The sequence below is a fragment of the Lysinibacillus sp. FW301-JW8 genome (assembly GCF_058788755.1).
Genome location: NZ_JBYTBB010000043.1, coordinates 31,955 through 49,214 on the forward strand (window position 1 = coordinate 31,955; position 17,260 = coordinate 49,214).

Annotated in this window: 16 protein-coding genes, 2 pseudogenes and 1 other annotated feature; of the genes and pseudogenes, 11 read left to right on the plus strand and 7 right to left on the minus strand. The window is 34.9% G+C overall.

Translation table 11 applies throughout. The annotated features are described in order from the left end of the window. The first annotated feature begins 39 nt into the window (after positions 1–39). Positions 40–1,074, plus strand: a complete 1,035-nt coding sequence (gene thrC, locus AC3WOM_RS17065) for a threonine synthase (RefSeq protein WP_492447699.1) — start codon at positions 40–42, stop codon at positions 1,072–1,074. Between the two features lie 390 nt (positions 1,075–1,464). Here the strand turns inward: thrC and AC3WOM_RS17070 are convergent, their stop codons facing one another. Both AC3WOM_RS17070 and AC3WOM_RS17075 read right to left on the minus strand, forming a co-directional pair. Further along, the gene (locus tag AC3WOM_RS17070; protein WP_427537968.1) at positions 1,465–1,788 is read right to left on the minus strand and encodes a DUF2642 domain-containing protein; all 324 of its coding nucleotides are present in this window, start codon (positions 1,786–1,788) and stop codon (positions 1,465–1,467) included. Between the two features lie 607 nt (positions 1,789–2,395). Further along, positions 2,396–3,355 (minus strand): annotated as a pseudogene (locus tag AC3WOM_RS17075) (beta-propeller fold lactonase family protein); the annotation flags it as partial. Between the two features lie 1,007 nt (positions 3,356–4,362). Here AC3WOM_RS17075 and AC3WOM_RS17080 point away from each other — a divergent pair. Further along, positions 4,363–4,662: pseudogene (locus AC3WOM_RS17080) on the plus strand (DUF5412 family protein); the annotation flags it as partial. Between the two features lie 265 nt (positions 4,663–4,927). Here the strand turns inward: AC3WOM_RS17080 and AC3WOM_RS17085 are convergent. Continuing rightward, positions 4,928–5,329 (minus strand): DUF5071 domain-containing protein, encoded by a 402-nt coding sequence (locus tag AC3WOM_RS17085; RefSeq protein ID WP_492447700.1) that lies wholly within the window; start codon positions 5,327–5,329, stop codon positions 4,928–4,930. 595 nt (positions 5,330–5,924) lie between these two features. Between AC3WOM_RS17085 and AC3WOM_RS17090 the strand changes: the two genes are divergently transcribed. Then, positions 5,925–6,236, plus strand: a complete 312-nt coding sequence (locus tag AC3WOM_RS17090; protein ID WP_427537978.1) for a DUF2834 domain-containing protein — start codon at positions 5,925–5,927, stop codon at positions 6,234–6,236. Between the two features lie 527 nt (positions 6,237–6,763). Continuing rightward, complete coding sequence (locus tag AC3WOM_RS17095; RefSeq protein WP_492447701.1) at positions 6,764–7,270, plus strand: kinase; 507 nt, start codon at positions 6,764–6,766, stop codon at positions 7,268–7,270. 97 nt (positions 7,271–7,367) lie between these two features. Here AC3WOM_RS17095 and AC3WOM_RS17100 read toward each other — a convergent pair whose 3' ends face one another. The 3 genes from AC3WOM_RS17100 to AC3WOM_RS17110 form a co-directional block, all read right to left on the minus strand. Then, positions 7,368–7,526, minus strand: a complete 159-nt coding sequence (locus AC3WOM_RS17100) for a hypothetical protein (protein ID WP_427537984.1) — start codon at positions 7,524–7,526, stop codon at positions 7,368–7,370. A gap of 635 nt (positions 7,527–8,161) precedes the next feature. Further along, positions 8,162–9,553 (minus strand): class II fumarate hydratase, encoded by a 1,392-nt coding sequence (gene fumC, locus AC3WOM_RS17105; protein WP_492447702.1) that lies wholly within the window; start codon positions 9,551–9,553, stop codon positions 8,162–8,164. A gap of 331 nt (positions 9,554–9,884) precedes the next feature. Next, on the minus strand, positions 9,885–10,100 hold the full coding sequence (locus tag AC3WOM_RS17110) for a hypothetical protein (RefSeq protein ID WP_492447703.1): 216 nt from the start codon (positions 10,098–10,100) through the stop codon (positions 9,885–9,887). A 242-nt stretch (positions 10,101–10,342) separates the two neighbouring features. Continuing rightward, positions 10,343–10,543 (plus strand) — a binding site (T-box leader). A 77-nt stretch (positions 10,544–10,620) separates the two neighbouring features. On the opposite strand from AC3WOM_RS17110, the gene AC3WOM_RS17115 reads away from it, so the two are divergent. The 5 genes from AC3WOM_RS17115 to AC3WOM_RS17135 all read left to right on the plus strand — a co-directional run bounded on the left by AC3WOM_RS17115 (position 10,621) and on the right by AC3WOM_RS17135 (position 14,726). After that, positions 10,621–11,526, plus strand: a complete 906-nt coding sequence (locus tag AC3WOM_RS17115; RefSeq protein WP_492447712.1) for an EamA family transporter — start codon at positions 10,621–10,623, stop codon at positions 11,524–11,526. Between the two features lie 38 nt (positions 11,527–11,564). Next, on the plus strand, positions 11,565–12,293 hold the full coding sequence (locus tag AC3WOM_RS17120) for an AAA family ATPase (RefSeq protein WP_427537993.1): 729 nt from the start codon (positions 11,565–11,567) through the stop codon (positions 12,291–12,293). Next, positions 12,290–13,513, plus strand: coding sequence for a GNAT family N-acetyltransferase (locus AC3WOM_RS17125; RefSeq protein ID WP_492447704.1), 1,224 nt, complete (start codon positions 12,290–12,292; stop codon positions 13,511–13,513). The genes AC3WOM_RS17120 and AC3WOM_RS17125 overlap by 4 nt, the downstream gene beginning before the upstream one ends. A gap of 104 nt (positions 13,514–13,617) precedes the next feature. Beyond that, entirely contained in the window at positions 13,618–13,932 is a 315-nt protein-coding gene (locus AC3WOM_RS17130; protein WP_492447705.1) for a TIGR04104 family putative zinc finger protein, read from the plus strand. A 383-nt stretch (positions 13,933–14,315) separates the two neighbouring features. Further along, positions 14,316–14,726 (plus strand): DUF5412 domain-containing protein, encoded by a 411-nt coding sequence (locus AC3WOM_RS17135; RefSeq protein WP_492447706.1) that lies wholly within the window; start codon positions 14,316–14,318, stop codon positions 14,724–14,726. A 22-nt stretch (positions 14,727–14,748) separates the two neighbouring features. On the opposite strand, the gene pdxR is transcribed toward AC3WOM_RS17135, so the two are convergent. Continuing rightward, a complete protein-coding gene (gene pdxR / locus AC3WOM_RS17140; RefSeq protein WP_492447707.1) occupies positions 14,749–16,131 on the minus strand; it encodes a MocR-like pyridoxine biosynthesis transcription factor PdxR in 1,383 nt (460 codons plus the stop codon). Between the two features lie 111 nt (positions 16,132–16,242). Here pdxR and AC3WOM_RS17145 point away from each other — a divergent pair, with 111 nt between their 5' ends. Together AC3WOM_RS17145 and AC3WOM_RS17150 are read left to right on the plus strand one after the other, a co-directional pair. After that, a complete protein-coding gene (locus AC3WOM_RS17145) occupies positions 16,243–16,683 on the plus strand; it encodes a GNAT family N-acetyltransferase (RefSeq protein WP_492447708.1) in 441 nt (146 codons plus the stop codon). Positions 16,684–16,757: 74 nt separating this feature from the next. Continuing rightward, on the plus strand, positions 16,758–17,159 hold the full coding sequence (locus tag AC3WOM_RS17150) for a hypothetical protein (RefSeq protein WP_492447709.1): 402 nt from the start codon (positions 16,758–16,760) through the stop codon (positions 17,157–17,159). The last annotated feature ends 101 nt before the right edge of the window (positions 17,160–17,260 follow it).

Consider the following 17,260-nt stretch of genomic DNA (forward strand, 5'->3'; position numbering starts at 1 on the left):
GTTAAATTTGAACCTCAAAAAAAGACTAAGAGAAACTCAATGGCTGAACCGGATTCCTTTCTTCCAATTGCCATTCAAAATTCGTCTGCTTTAAAGGTTGGTAATACCCCATTACTAGAGCCTGCTTTATTAAGAAAAGAGATAGGACTACCCAATCTTTTTATTAAAAATGACAGTTTAAATCCTTCAGGGTCACTAAAAGATAGAGCATCGTTATTAATTGCAGAACAAGCTATATTTCATAATGAGCAGAAAATTGTACTTGCATCTACAGGAAATGCTGGTTCTGCAATGGCTTGTATTTCTGCTGCCTATGGATTAAAAACCGTTTTATTTATACCTGAAACTGCACCTAAAGAAAAAATAGCACAGTCCATTTTTTTTGGAGCGAGCGTTATCCCTGTGAAAGGAACATACGACGATGCATATAAACTATCACTAGAGTATACAGAAAGATTTGGAGGTATTAATAGAAATACCGCTTATAATCCTTTTACGATAGAAGGGAAAAAAACAGTTTCTATTGAACTGTACAATCAATTAGGCTTCAAAGCACCCGATATTATTTATATACCAGCTGGTGATGGTGTAATTTATAGCGCTGTTTGCAAAGGCTTTATTGACCTTAAACAAGAGGGACTTATTGATAAGTTACCACTTTGTATTTTAGTGCAAGCAAAGGGGAGTGATGCAATAGTAAAAAGTTGGAGGGAGAGAAGAGATTTAATCCTAGAGAAGACAGATACTATCGCAGATTCTATCTCTGTTAAATCACCTGCAAATGCAGAAATGGCTATTGATTATCTATGTAAGACAAATAGCTGGGGTATTTCCATATCGGATGAAGAGATTTTACATGCCCAAAAAAAACTAGCTACCAAGGCTGGCATTTTTGTAGAGCCTTCAGCAGCGGCAGCATGGGCAGGCTTAGAATCGGATCTTAGAAAAAAGCTTATAAATCAGGATATGAATGTAGTTCTTTTAGTTACTGGTTCAGGATTCAAGGATATGAAACGAATTTTTAAAGAGTCGAAAAATAGTTTATCTATGAATCCTTTGGCTGTTAGAGAATAATGGGAGAAGAACATAGAAATGATTAACCTTTTGTATTAGTAGAGGTAACATCATCTGTGTTAGTAAGATCTTTTGATGATGTCCAAATAAGAAAAGGCTAGGACCTAAATGTATTTTAAGGAAAATCTAAGAATATTGTATATTAACTAATAGTGGATAATAACATAGGGAAACAGAATACCCGAACTAATTTGATCAGTGTTGAAACAAAAAAAGATATTGTGCAGTAATTAAACAGGCTGGAACATAACTAGCTGTTATTCAAGAAAAGGAGAAATCGATGTTATATTCGGGTTCTCTTTTTTCTTGATTATATGAGTTATTCATTTTGTTTGTTAATAACCATTTATTAGCGAATACTTTTATAATAAATACAGACTCACTACATACTTATTTGTCTTCTGCTTTTTCAAAATAAACGATTTCACACAATCTGATGTGATGCAATTTTCCATTAACTACAAGAGATACATGATCAATGAAAACATTATCTAAAGTACCTACCAATTTGCCGACAGTCGTCGTGATGACTATCATTAACCCTCTGTGTTGGATTAAATGCTCGGTAAATTTAGGTTCCACAGCTGTCGTGTACATAATATTTTTCAGCAATACCTGAGTTTCCTTGCACTGTATGTCTTCATTCCGATAATATTGCGGTGTTGGAAATGAGGCATAGGTTTGCGGATAGCCAAAGTACATAAATCCATTCATATGTTGCATACTCCTTTGTTATAAGTAGAAAACCATTTCTATAACATATGACAAATACCTAAAAGGTGTTCCAATGAGTAATACGTGCGTTTAATGACCACTCACGACACTGCTTTTGATTGCTAATTTAATGAAAGTGAAGTAGCCAAAAAAGCAATGTGAAAACCTTATTGGATTTCCAGTTATGAGGAAGAAAACACTTATGATATGAAAAAATTAATCTATTAGGTCGTGTTTATACTTTGTAATCATCCAATAATTTTCTACTAGTATCTTTAAGAGTTGATTCAATAAATTCTCCTTTCTATCTATGTAATTAATATATCGATAAAACCTATTATTGTAATAATAGAATGAATTTGTATTTTTTATTTTAAAGAATATTGATTAAATGTGGTAAAAATAGAAAAAATCTATAAACATATTAGTGATGAGCCAAAAAGGTGTGGCTTTTTTATGTAAGGTCTGGGATAGCATAGTAGCAATATATTTTACAGGATGTATACGTCTGCTATCCCAAAATCATTATATATACAAGTAAAACAAGACGTCCCTTGAAATCAAAACAGAACGTATTTTTTTACTCTTTTGTATAAAAAAATTATTTTTATTGACAGATTGTTCCGGTTTTTATACCAGTAGGACCATTAAACCCTGGAATTGTATCAATAACTGTATTTGTTTCTATATCTATGACTGACACAGTATTGTCAAGTTGATTAGTGACATAAGCAAGTGTTCCATCCGGCAAGATGGTTACTTGGTCAGGAGATACTCCTACAGGAATTGTAGCAATTACCAAATTCGTTGCTGTACTAATGACAGATACAGTATTATTACCTTTATTTACAATGTAAACAAGTGTTCCATCAGGAGTAATTGCTGTTCCAACAGGTCCTGCCCCCACACCGATTGTAGTAAATACCGTATTTGTTGCTACTTCAATTACAGATACGTTGTTACTACTTTCATTTGTAACGTAAGCAAATTGTCCACTCGGTGTGAAAACAATTGATCTTGGGCGAGTTCCTACAGGAATATTAGTAACCACAGCATTTGTAGCTGTATTTATAACTGACACTGAATTTGAGTTTTCGTTTGCAACGTAAGCAAACGCACTATTTGGAGTAAAAGCTATGCCCTGAGGTTGGAGCCCTACAGGAATAGTAGCGGTTACGGCATTTGTAGCTGTATTTATGACAGATACAGAGTTAGCTCCAGCCCCATGATTTGATACATAAACAAGTGTTCCATTTGGTGAAATCGCTACACCAAGAGGTTGAAATCCTACTGGAATGGTATCGACTACCGTATTTGTTGCAGTACTAAAAACTGTTACATTATCCGAGAAGAGAGCTGGAACATAGCCAAATGCTCCATTCGGTGTAATCGCTACTTCTAGTGGAGCTGTTCCTACTGGAATGGTAGCGACTATCGTATTTGTCGCTGTATCAATCACTGATACCATATTATCAGGAGTAGCTAACTGACCAGCGTCTGTAACGTACACTAAAAAATGACAAGGTGGAGTTGGTGGCTCAGGTATAAACGGTGGCTTACAACGACAAGGGCAACAAAAACCACAACAACGACAGTGACAACTTGGATTTGATTTAAACTTGAACTTTTTAAAATTTTTATGTTCTTTCCTCACACTGCACACCCTTTCTATCATTTTGATACTATATGTAAAAAGAATTATGTTTCTTGTACTTTTACCTAAAACAAATACTTTTGAACAATGTCAAGTGGTTGTTACTTTCGTTTCCAAGCATTAATTGATTCCAAAATTATAGTGTTTGAAATACCACGTATTGATAAGAGACAGTTGCAAGAAACAACAACGTAAAGAAGTGGAGTTCCGACAAAATGAAAGTAAGGATGAAGAATAACATAAGCATTTGCTACTGCGGGTGTTTTTATGGAGAGAAAAAAACTGTAAATTAATTCCAATTATTTTTACGACTTAAAGGACTTTACGTCTGAGGGTATCGGGCGTTTAGTAGAAAATGGCGCCATTAGCTCGGAAAAATCTTGTAACTCTATTTAGGTTGATAGGACCACTTTTTATGAGTGGTCTTTTGTTATTCATTTTTTAGTGTGGGAGCCTTCTACAATCTATTAAATTGAGTAATTCGAATTATATTTATTATGGGATATCATCTTGGATTATATTCCTTTTAAAGTATTTATATGGTAATTTTGGTAAGCAACTTCAGCACCTTGCAACTTCACAACTATAGGCGGACTGTTACAACATTTTGGGTTTGGAATTTACAACAGTAGTGGTGTTTATTCAAGAGTTACAAGAATATAATGTAGAAAAACACTTACTTCGGTAGGTGTTTTTTTGTGGAGTGCAAAAAGAAAGTACAAGTTGCTAAAGATTGCGGCATGCCTGCTATAAAACGGAACTTATTTGACTATTATACGTTTTCTTTCCAAAAGGAGTGATGAATTTGAATAAGGTGTTAATCAGTCTTGGAATAGGGATTTTATTGTTTTCGTCTTATAGAATTTTTGATTATTTTAATTACGAGTTTATACATACAGGAGATATGAAATTCGCCAGATGGTAAGTACGCTGCATTAACATATTACGAAAACTATGGTGGAGCTGCAGGTGGAGTTAATCTGATTGTAAATGTTGTTGAGTTTGAAAAAAGCGATAAAGAAAAAACAATATACTTTGCAGATGCTAAAGCAAATATCCAGTTAAACTGGATAGGAGATCACACGCTTTCCATAACTAATTATGATGAGTATCGCAATAGGAATGTAGAACTTGTGGTAGGAAAAGAGGTTTATGATGAAGATGGTGGAGCTTGCACAAAGTATAAAGTGAAGAAAAAGTATGTTTGTTATAGCTCTTAAACTCGTAACTCCTATTGATGATTAATCTTATAGATTTTAGGATATAGCGAATACCTGTAGATGCTGATCAATAAACCGAATGAGAATTATTTAATATGAGTTTTTAATGTTTAGCAAGCGGTTAAAGATGGAATTATTCAAGAATCACATTTAAAAGATTTACAGAATGGAACAATGACCACTAGACGAGGTAAATAAAAATGATGACCAGGTAATCAATTAATTTTGAGCCTGGATCGTTTTCTAATTATTTTAATGGTGAAAATCATTCATTCTCATTTAAAGACATTTTAATAATTTCAATTGCTAATTCATCAACTTCTTCAAGCTTTTCACCCACAGTGGGGTGTTTAGCCATCCTTACTAATTCATCTTTTAATCTCAACCTATTTTCTAATGGCATTTTTTTAACTAAATATTCTAAGCACCAATATTTCCATATATCATCATTGGTTGTAAGTACATTTTTGATATGTGGTACAATTTCATTGGGGTATATTAATAATAACTCTGCAACATCGGGTGCTATAGGCCAGTTAATATCTTGAATCCATGTCAATAATTCTGGTATTAAAGGGATTAGCTTTTTTCTTTCCAAATATTTTAATTGAGTAACTCTGTTGGAATCATGCTTGTTCTTTGGGAGGAGATACTCCAATTTTTCCATAGCCCTTACTCCTTTGCTTTAACTAGAATCACAATCCCCCAAAATTTAAAACTAAATTTTCTAAGAAGATTTTTTGTGTAATACTCTTTTTTGAAATATCACCATTAGTGAAACTCTTATATACTTCTTTAATTACTTGAATTGCATAAAAAGGGATTTAATCTGCAATGTTCTAATAGCCTCGCAGAAGTTAAAAAAACATCACCCATTTCATATGAATTTTCTAAAATAATTATTTTAATCATTTACTTCTCCAACATTAATAATATTGAAGTTTGCTAGAAATATCAAAAGAGCCGTATTTGCAGGGGCGTATAGTAAGGCTATGGAGCGTTTAATAATAAGATGAGAAATATCACATATAGAAGAAACGGCAGATAGAGAGCTTCCAGTAGCTTTCTATAACTGGTTAAATGAAAGAGATAGTCTTCCACAATCAATAGTGCATGATGAACCATCGTTAGATAATTGGCTTGAGTGGTAAATAGAAATTGTTATCCAAATTTATTTTATATGAGGTATTATTAAACTAAAAGAGTTTAATTAAGGAGTATAATTTTTGTGAAAATCGTAGAGTAGGGGGAGTTTATTTTAAATGAGAAAAGTGTACTTGCTATTTGCGATTATTGGTACAGTATTTCCGTATTATTTTTTGGTGAAATTCTTAAACGAAAACGGGTTTGATTTAGGGTTACTAATAGATTTATTATTTACAAACTCTATATCGACCTTCTTCGCTGTTGACTTTTTTATTTCATGCTTTGTTTTTATAATCTTTATGTTTAATGAGTCAAGAAAGTATAACATTAAAGAAAAGTGGATATGTCTATTAACTTTGTTTACAGTTGGTTTATCATTGGCATTACCGTTATTTTTGTTTTTCAGACATCCGTACATAAAGAAATAAGTGTTGTTAAACTTCAATGAAAGAACGTAAAAATCTTACATATTCTGTGGTGTAGTGTTGATTTTGCGTTACATGGATGGCGAACGTGGTGTTTTAGTTAAATAATCCGTAAAAAAACATTTCGTGATAGGTGGTCTTAATGTTAATAATGTCCAAACGTCATGTCCTATCGTTGAAATGCTGAAATCCATTGTAGGAGTAAGCCTGAATCGGTCAAATTTGAATCTTAATCATTTATTCTTTTAAAACATGCTATTAATAATTAATATATATAATCAAGCAGCTGCAGAAATGTGGTTGCTTTTTATATTGGTTGAAAAAAGCAAAATGGATTTGGTGTAGATTTAACATAAAGATTGATCATTTGTAATAAAGTTCGATAATTTGTAAAAAGGTTTGATACAATTATATTGACAAGATGGATTGGGACAATTCAATAATCAAGCCATTTAATGGAATAATAAACTTTGGATATATGCTTTTATTTACTGAGATGTTATTAATGACCGCGGGGGGGGGGGGGGAATATGGAGTCAAAACTAATTATCATACGGGGAAACTCAGGAAGTGGAAAAACAACGACTGGGATAAGTCTTCAAAATTATTTGGGGAATGGAACGCTATTGATTTCCCAGGATGTTATTCGCCGTGAAATGCTGAAGGTTCAGGATAGAGAAGGGAATCTTTCCATTGATTTAATTCGCCAAATTGCGGAATATGGCAAAGATAAATGTGAATTTATTATTGTGGAAGGGATTTTATATAAAGAGCGTTACGGTGAAATGCTAAAAAACTTAATTCAGTTCTATGACCAAGAGGCTTACGTTTTTTATTTTGATTTATCTTTTGAGGAGACAGTATTACGACATAGCTCTAGGGAAAAAAAGATGGAATTCGGAGAGGATTCTTTACGTGCCTGGTGGAATCCAAATGATTATCTTGGCGTAGCTGGAGAAATGAAATTGACTGGTGATATGTCACAAGATAGTGTAGTGAAATTAATTTTAAATCAACTACCAGTGCAAATTGATTGAAATACTAACTTTTTTGTTCAACTAAAGGGAGCGATTGTTGAACAAAATTGATAGAAAATGAACCAAACTTTTTTATAGAAATCAAACTTAAATTTGCTTAATAATACTCTCTTTTGATGAATCTTTTTACAACTGGTATTACATCTTGGTTTGGATATTTTTTTAGATTGTCTAAGATACCTTCAGTTATGGAGTTCCGATTATTTCCATATTGACGATCCCAACCTGCTTCAATATCACGTACATGAATATTCAAAATTGCCTCTTTTAAGTATTCTTTTCCTGTGAACTTATCTTTACACCGATTTTGTATATATCCCAATACTCGTAGTCTATAAAATGATCATTCAAGTATAATGCACTTGTTAAATGTATACCTTTATGTATAATGTCATATCCATTTAAAGGCTTAAAAAAATAAGACAATCTTGTTCTGTTCTATATAATGAACCTGCTCTGCGAGAATAAAAATGATTCTCACCGGCAAGCCTTCGTGTATTACGATTCCAATCATCATTAATGTTGCCATCATTCTTTTCTATGAAGTAGACTGATGATGATCCATGTTTCCATCCTCACATATATGTTTGAGGTGTCAGATGATGAAAAACTGCTTCTGTATTAAGATTTAAATTCATTTAACCGTCCCCTTATAAATTTAAATGTTTATTATATCAATCCTTTTATTTAAAAAAAGATTGAAGCGGTTAGCCCCAATCTTTCTCACTCATACATTCCTATACACACGCTCGCCTAATTTTTATTAGCCCCACCTAGCCCCAAAACAAAGCATTTATATGCATTATCTTGCATTATACAAAATGAGGCGAGATTCTAAAATCATTGGTATATCAATGGTGGGTCGACTTCGATAACGACATTGCACTTACATCATTTTACGTTTGGATAAATCATTGTCGCAGGATCTACATATTCATCGAACTGTTCTTCTGTTAGTAATCCTGAGGCAATGGCTGCTTCTTTTAAGGTTGTCCCTTCTTTATGTGCTTTCTTCGCAATTTTTGCTGCATTTTCATAGCCGATATAAGGGTTTAATGCTGTTACAAGCATTAGTGAATTTTGTAAATTATAATCAAGTACTTCTTTATTTGGCTCAATGCCTATTGCACAATGGTCGTTAAATGATTTCATTGTATCTGCTAATAGACGAGTGGATTGTAAGAAATTATAAATAATGACAGGTTTAAAGACGTTTAGTTCGAAATTTCCTTGTGAAGCGGCAAAGGCAATTGTTGCATCGTTTCCAACGACCTGTGTTACAACCATTGTCATGGCTTCACTTTGAGTCGGATTGACCTTACCTGGCATAATTGAGGAGCCTGGTTCGTTTTCGGGAATGGTAATTTCACCAATTCCTGAGCGAGGCCCACTTGCTAACCAGCGTACATCATTGGCAATCTTCATTAAGTCTGCTGCAAGTGCTTTTAAGGCACCATGGGCAACGACAGCTTCATCATGACTTGTTAGTGCATGGAATTTATTTGCCGCAGAAGTAAAGTGTCTATTCGTTAGCTCACTAATTTCTGATGCTACTCGGTCGCCAAATTCTGGGTGTGCGTTTATGCCCGTACCTACAGCTGTACCACCAATCGCAAGTTCTTTCATGTAATCAATATTTTGGATAATCATATGCTCGGATTTTGAGAGCATTGCAGCCCAGCCGCTAATCTCTTGTCCTAATGTAAGGGGAGTAGCATCCTGTAAATGTGTACGGCCAATTTTGATAATGTCTTTAAATTGCTCAGCTTTTTCCTCTAAAGTTGCTTTTAATAAACGAAGACGTGGTAATAAATAATCCTCAACCTTTAATACGGCTGCAATATGCAAGGCTGTAGGGAATGTATCATTTGAGCTTTGTGATTTATTGACATCATCATTAGGATGAACACGATCAGCCTCTCCAGCATCCTGTAGAATCTGGTTCGCTCGATGCGCAATAACCTCATTGACGTTCATATTCGACTGTGTACCGCTACCTGTTTGCCATACAACAAGTGGGAATTGATCGTCCCATTGACCATTTAAAATTTCATCAGCTGCTTGGACAATAGCATTTGTTTTAATAGCTGACAGCTTTCCAAGTTTATTGTTCGCGATAGCAGCACTTTTCTTTAAAATAGCCATCGCTTGTACTAGCTCGATTGGCATTTGCTCTGTACCAATTTGGAAGTTTTCCTTACTACGCTGTGTTTGAGCACCCCAAATTTTATCAGCAGGTACTTTAATTTCACCCATAGTGTCTTTTTCAATACGATAATCCATGTAAAACAGCTCCTTTGTTTATGTAAATATTCCATTAAAATAAACAGAATACAGTTAAAAACGGATATTCTTAGTCTGATGTAAGAATATCCGTTTGATACATGCTTATTTCAAAAAAGAGGGGGATTCTGAATTAAGCAATTTGGAGAAAAGAAATAATCTATTGATAATGATAATTGTTATCAATTAAAAAGTCAACTTTTTTTCTCAAAGAGGTTTAAAAGAATTGAGAACAGTTTGCAACATACTATTTTGATACCCATTTATAAGAAATTTAAAACGCTATCATTGGATTTATCAACGATAGCGTTACGCCTTAAACTATAAATGGCTATCTTTTTTTCTTCCCAAGTTCTTTAAGAGGCTGTTTTTTAGGTACAATTTCAAAAATGACTCGTACTTGGTAGTTATTGTTGTTGATTTGATTAACCTCAATTATTTTTGCTTTTCGTCCTTTAATTTTAATATTTTCTTCAACAGTAGGTAGATTGACGAGAAGCTGACTTAATACAGATGTCTTGCCTTCATAAAAATGAGTTACAAACATATCACTTTTCTCCCTTGTTCTTTTTTCAGGTACATTCCATCTTAAAATAAGGTTCAAAAGGTTTTACTCAATGTATGACAATCAGCTGGGAAGTAGAACATTTGCTATAAGTCACAATAACTGGAATCAAATGCTATCTATTAGAGTCATAATGATCCAACATAAAGGTGTATTTAAAATATTGCACATACTTCAGAGAGACTTGACGAAACGGATGAGATGAATTATGATGTATCGAATATAATTTAACAATGATTGGAAGTAGTAGTGAATGTAGTTTGTTTTAGAGAGATGATGGCAGGTGAAAATCATCGCAAACCATTTATGAACTCATCCAGGAGTTTTTTATGCTGAAGAAAGTAGGCATAAACGGCTGCTACCGTTATAGTCAAGTGAGCTTTCTAGCTAATCAGAGTGGTACCGCGGATAACTTCGTCTCTATATTTATTGGAGACGAAGTTTTTTATTTGGAAAATGGGGAGAGGAACTGGAATTTATTCAAGGGGGAAATATAGTGGAAATGATAAAAAAGCAAGCAACAACAGTAGGTTTAATTGCACTTGTTCTGTCAGCACTTCTAACATCAATGAGCCAGGTGTTCTATGCCAAGCAGGTGCAGGAGGTACCAACTTTTTTATTTACGGGCATTAGTTTTTTCATTACAGCGATTTATTTCTCATTCTTTGCCCGAAAACGAAGGCAAGTGAATGTATGGAAGGGAAATATTACGGATGTGGTGAAGTTGAACGCTGCTACTGTGATAACGTTTATGGGCTTTTATTTTGCCTTAAAAAACGTTGAGTCCGCGATTGTAAGTGCACTTGAAATGGGCATAGGACCGTTGTTTGTCTTAATAGTAGCTGTTTTTGCTAAGGAATCCATTCCTCGGGTACAATGGGTAATTGCTTTTGGAACATTTATCGCTTGTACTATACTAATAGTAGCTGTTATTAGTGGGAAATCTGCTGTTCAAATGGACCTAACTTTGCCTGTCATTGTGGCATTAATAGCAAGTGTTGGCTGTGGGATTGGAGCAGTTCTTTGTACAATCTATTCGAAGCGATTAAGTGAGGCTGGTTGGACTACTTCCATGATTTTAGCAAATCGCTATTATGGCATAATTTTATTATCTTTTTCTGCAGCTTTCGACATATTTTTTAAATATTTCTCGGGAAATATTTCGTGGATACTTGCAGTCACAGTAGTGGGTGTCATGCTGCCGATGTATTTATTACAGATAGGCATTCAGTATTGTACATCATTGATTGTAATGATGAGTTTATGCTTTGTTCCAATATTCACATTTTTCTTTCAGTTATTTGATTCAAGGCTCTCATGGTCACCTATTTCCTTTATTGGTATCAGTTTATTATTTATTTTAGGTGTTTGTAGCTTGTATTTGGAAAAAAAGTCGGTTTCAGAGTAGCGTGACCGCGTTATAATAATAGTAAGGGAGGAAACGAAATGTATTTAAAATCATGTAAGGTGTTACAGAACAACATCGAAGGTAAGCATGTTTACCCCTTTAACATTCCAAGCTTGCAGGATTTACAGGAGCTTGAGTTTCCTACAAATGTCACCTTCTTTGTTGGTGAAAATGGCTCTGGTAAATCAACACTACTGGAGGCAATTGCTGATTGCTGTGATTTTAATACAGCAGGTGGTGGGCGACAAAATTTATATGAGGTACATAAAGCGGAATCTTCACTTGGGGAATATATTCGATTATCTTGGTGGCCGAAGGTTTCAAATGGCTTTTTCCTACGTTCTGAAACGTTTTATCAATTTGCCAGTCATATTGATTCGTTAGAGCATCCAAACAAATATGCAGCTTATGGTGACAAGTCTTTACACCATCAATCACATGGGGAATCATTTTTATCGTTATTTATACATCGCTTTAAAGGTAAGGCCATTTATTTATTAGACGAGCCTGAAGCGGCACTATCTCCAACAAGGCAGCTAAGTCTCCTTAAAATCATGAAGGATTTAGAGCATGAGGCACAGTTTATTATCGCTACACATTCACCAATTTTACTTGGCTATCCAAATGCAACAATTTACAGTTTCGATGGTGAGGAAATTAAGTCTATCCGTTATGAGGAAACCATACATTACATTGTTACGAAGCGCTTTTTAAATGCACCAGAAACCATTTTTTCAGAGTTATTTGATGAGGAGAGGGAATCATGAATCAACGAAAAGGCTTAATCATGCGAGAAATTCGATTAGATGAAATGGCACAATCTATAGATTTACTCAATTATGTGTTTCAAATGTCCATGTCCATTCATAAGGATCGCCGATTTGTCAATGCAAAGAGCAAGCAATTCGATGAAGGACATGCAATTGGATGGTTTGATGGTACACACCTTGTCTCTCAAATTCTAAGCCTACCTTTTGAGGTCAATGTTCATGGTCGGATTTACGAAATGGGTGGAATCACGGCTGTCGGAACATATCCAGAATATTCAAGACATGGATTAATGGAGAGCCTGATTATGGAGTGTCTACAGCGCATGCGAAATGAGGGGCAATATATATCCTATTTATTTCCATATTCAATCCCGTACTACCGAAAAAAGGGCTGGGAAATTATGAGCGATATTGTGGAATTTCAAGTCAAGGATACACAGCTACCACATTATGCAGGATTAAATGGAAAGATACGTCGAGTTGATCCAAAGCATGAGGATGTTGTAGCGATTTATGCAAGCTATGCCCAAAAAACGCATGGTGTGATGGTACGCAATAGTATTGCTTGGAATGAGAAGTTTCAGGAAGACTTTTGGGAAGAAAAGTTTATTGATAGCGATGTCAATCTTCAGGCAGCCGTATATTATGATGAGGATGATGTGCCACAGGGCTATATGTTTTATCGCATTATGGAGGAAAATTATTACATTGATGAAATTGTCTATTTACAGGAAGAGGCACGAAAAGGCTTATGGAATTTTGTCTCTGCTCATAGCTCAATGATTTATAATGCTTATGGCAAAACGACTGGCAATGAAGCTGTTGCTTTTTTACTGGAGGATAGTGAGATCATACAAAAAGTGTCCCCTTATTTTATGGCACGTATCGTAGATGTCAAAGAATTTTTATTACGTTATCCATTTGTGGGAAATGATTTTCAGTTACGATTGGCTGTTAGTGATCGTATTGTAGCGTGGAATAACGGCACATTTGTGATTACGATGCAGGAAGGAAAGGTTACCGTTGATAAGATCAGCGAAACACTGTCCGAAAATGCTGTTCAACTAACTGTGCAAACATTAGCCACAATGCTACTAGGCTATAAACGACCAAGCTATTTGGAAAAAATCGAACGCTTACAGGGCAATGCGATTGACATTGCACTGTTAGAGACAGTACTCCCTGTCGGTATTCCAACATTTATCGATTATTTTTAACCTTTATAGGGAATTTGTACAGGGTTTAACTTGTGCAAATTCTTTTTTATATGTTTCTAGAATGGTAATTATGGCATAATTAGTGAATGGAGGGGATAGATGATATGCCAAAATGTAATACATGTAAGGAAAAATGGACGTGGAAACAGTCAATGCGGTCAATTGTATCATTTTCTCGCTTTATAGGCTGTCCATACTGTGGGAAAAAGCAAATGCTAACTTCTATGACACGCATTTCCATTTTATTATTAGTCTTTGTACCTTATATAACAATGCCGTATGTGATTGACGAAGAGGTAAAAAGCTCAGCAGTGGCGATTGGTGTTGCGATTTACTTATTTGCTTTAGTTCTGATGATGCCATTTTTAATGGACGTACGTGAAGTTCCGAAGCATCTGCAAAAATATGCCCAAAAATAATACATAGTAAGAGTATGAACCTTCACCTTTTTGAGCGTGAGGGTTTTATTTTGTTTAGAAATATTTAAGTCAAAGCCATATTTGCTTGAGGTGAGAAGAAAACGCTCAGATCAACCTAAAATTTGCTCGGGTTGAAAGAAAACTGCTCAGGTCAACATCAAAATTGCTCGGGTTGAGAAGAAAAACGCTCAGGTCGATCCAAAAAATGCTCGGGTCAATCCGAAAATTGCTCAGCTCGAATAGTGAACTGCTCCATCCTACTACGTCCTAAATTGAACAGAATGCTTTAAGCACGCTACTTTAGGAATTCATCAAAATAAGGAAACAAATCCATCCTTATTTTCGTTATTAAATAAAAAAAAAATGGGGAGATGTTTTTAGATATGACTGCGAGGGTAGAGCAGAAAAAAGTATACAGAAAAGTGCTAATTGTACTGAGTGTCTGGTTCCTATTTATTGTAAGCATTATAGGCTACGGGGTTTATTGGCTGTTTTTTGATTGGAGTAGGTTTAAACAGGAATTGATTGCGGAATCCACTTCTCCTGATGGCACCTATACAGTGAATGCTTATGTTTCAGATGGAGGGGCCACTACGTCCTATACGGTTTTGGATGTATTAGTGTTTAATAAAGAAAATAAGAAGTCAAAGAAGATTTATTGGCAATATCGGGAGAATGAAGCCGATATTTCATGGATAGAAGATGATACTGTCAAAATAAACGGCGTGACATTGGATGTACCAAATGAAACCTATGATTATCGAGATCATGAGGAAAACACAAATAAGCCATAACATGGTTGCTATGGCTTATTTATTATGTTAACCAAGCTTTTTTTAATAGTTGCACCCCTAAAACAACTTCATCTAGCTGCAATTTGCTAAAGCCTAGTTGAATGATAGGCTCAATGCTTGTTTGCTTAAGGAAAAAGGGACTGGTTGGATATACCCTCACGCCATATCGTTCAGCGCTTTCTATGAGTTGACGCTCAGAAAGTTGCGTATGTACTTTCACTAAAATATAGAGTCCTGATTGTGCACCTAATACTGTAATTTTGTCTCCAAATTGTTGTTGAAGCTCCCGTACAAGAAGATTGATCTTTTGTTTATAGGTAATCCGCATTCGTTTAATATGCCTTGTCCATTCGCCCTTTTCCATAAATGCTGCCATTGTTAATTGATGAAGAGAAGAGGCGTTATGCTCAAAATATTGAAAGCGTTCTTTATATGTAGAGACAAATGATTTGGGTAACACCATATAGCTTAAGCGAACGGCTGGTAAAAAGGATTTAGAAAATGTGCCAATATAGATCACACGCGATTTATCAATAGAGGCAAGGGCAGGGAATGGCTGCTGTGTATAGCGAAATTCGCTGTCATAATCATCCTCGAGAATATAGCCATCTATTTGTTTAGCCCACTGAATCAATGTTTGTCGCTGCTGGATGCTCAGTGAAACCCCATAGGGAAAATGATGGGAAGGGGTAATATAAATTAGACGTGACTGTAAATGGGTTAAATGCTGAAGCTGTGCACCATTTTCCAAAACAGGTAATGACTCTATATTGAAGTTATGTAATTTAAAGGCTTCACGTGCTCCGTTATAACCAGGATCTTCTAAAATAATACTTTCAAAATTCTCTTTTAATAAAAAGCCTAAATAAATTAACATTTGCTGTGTGCTGCTACCAATTAAAATGTCCCCTGAATCAACATGAACACCACGAGATTGTAATAAATAATCCACAAGCTGTTCCTTTAATCGAGGTTCACCAAACGGATCCCCATATGTATAGCATTCTTCCTCATGTAATATTTGATTGGCCATTTGTCGCCAAATCTTTAACGGAAAATACTGTTGATCGACAGCACCTGCTCGAAAATCAATGATGATATTTCCAGTGACTTGCTTTTTATTGGGAATGCCTGGTTGTGTCTCCTCATGAAAAAATACCTGCTCAAATTCATTGACAAAATATCCTTTTCGTCCTTCTCCTCGTATATATCCCTCTGCGACAAGTTGCTCGTAGGCAGTTAAGGTCGTATTGCGACTCACCTGTAGTGTATCTGCCAGCCTACGAATAGAAGGAAGAGTATCGTTTGTTTTTAAGCTACCTTGCTCAATTAAAGTTTTGATTTGCTGATAAATTTGCTTATATTTTGCCTCTTTATCTGTAAAGAAAAAAATAAAATCATTCATAAGGCTCCTTTTTGACATGTTGAAATATTTATTATTGTCACTTTTTATATGTCAGAATGTTTTTTATTATCATACAAGAAAGACTGATAAAAAGAAATGGAGAGATTTGCAATGGAAATGAAAACAGTAACACTTGCAACAGTTAAAGAGGTAGTCCCATTATTTAATGCCTATCGAGAATTTTATAATCAACCTTCAGATTTAGAGCAAGCCGAGCAATTTTTAAAGGAGCGTTTGCAGAAGGAGGAATCCATTATTTTTCTTGCGTATTTAGATGCTCAGCCAGTAGGTTTTGTCCAGCTTTTCCCTATTTTTTCATCAGTTGCGATGAAAAAAGCCTTTCTATTAAATGATTTATTTGTGACAGAGCATGCGAGAAAGCAAGGTGTAGCAATGCGGTTAATTGAGGAATGTTATGCATACTGTAAAAATGAGGATGCGCGTTATATAACCTTAGAAACAGCGACTGATAATATACAAGCTCAAAAGCTATATGAAAAGCTTGGGATGAAAATAGATCGTGATGTTTTTCATTATATTAAATATTGGTAGTAGTCAACTTAAAAATCCTAATAAGGAATATGATTTTTAAAACCTCACACACTAAATTGTGAAGGAGGTCTAGCATGAAAATAGTAGTAAAAAATTTAATGCTAATCAGTATACTTATAATGTCCTTTGCACCAGTCGGCTATGCTAATAATGTCATTCAACAACATGCGAATGGTGAGGAGGGTCAGGTCGTTTATCACGTGAAATACGATTATAATGCTATTTGTAGGGTGCTTGGTATTTCGCAAGAGGTATATGATCAATATTGGAAAGAGGGCCTGTCCATCGTTGAGATGGCTGATAAAGTGGGCATAGAGCGCCGTGAAATCATCAGCTATTTTGTGACTTTTCATTATCAAGAAATGCAAAAATGGCGAGATAAGGGAGACATGAACGAGCATCATTATTTTACATTGGTTTATCATTTAAAGGATGAAATTACTGATTTTATTGAACGAAATCCAAATAAACAATGACAGCGACTAGTAGATTCTAGTCGCTTCATAGTGTTGAAAAATTAAATAGTCAAGGGACTTTTTGTGAATATTTAGTTAAAATGAAGGTGATTTCCGTTCCA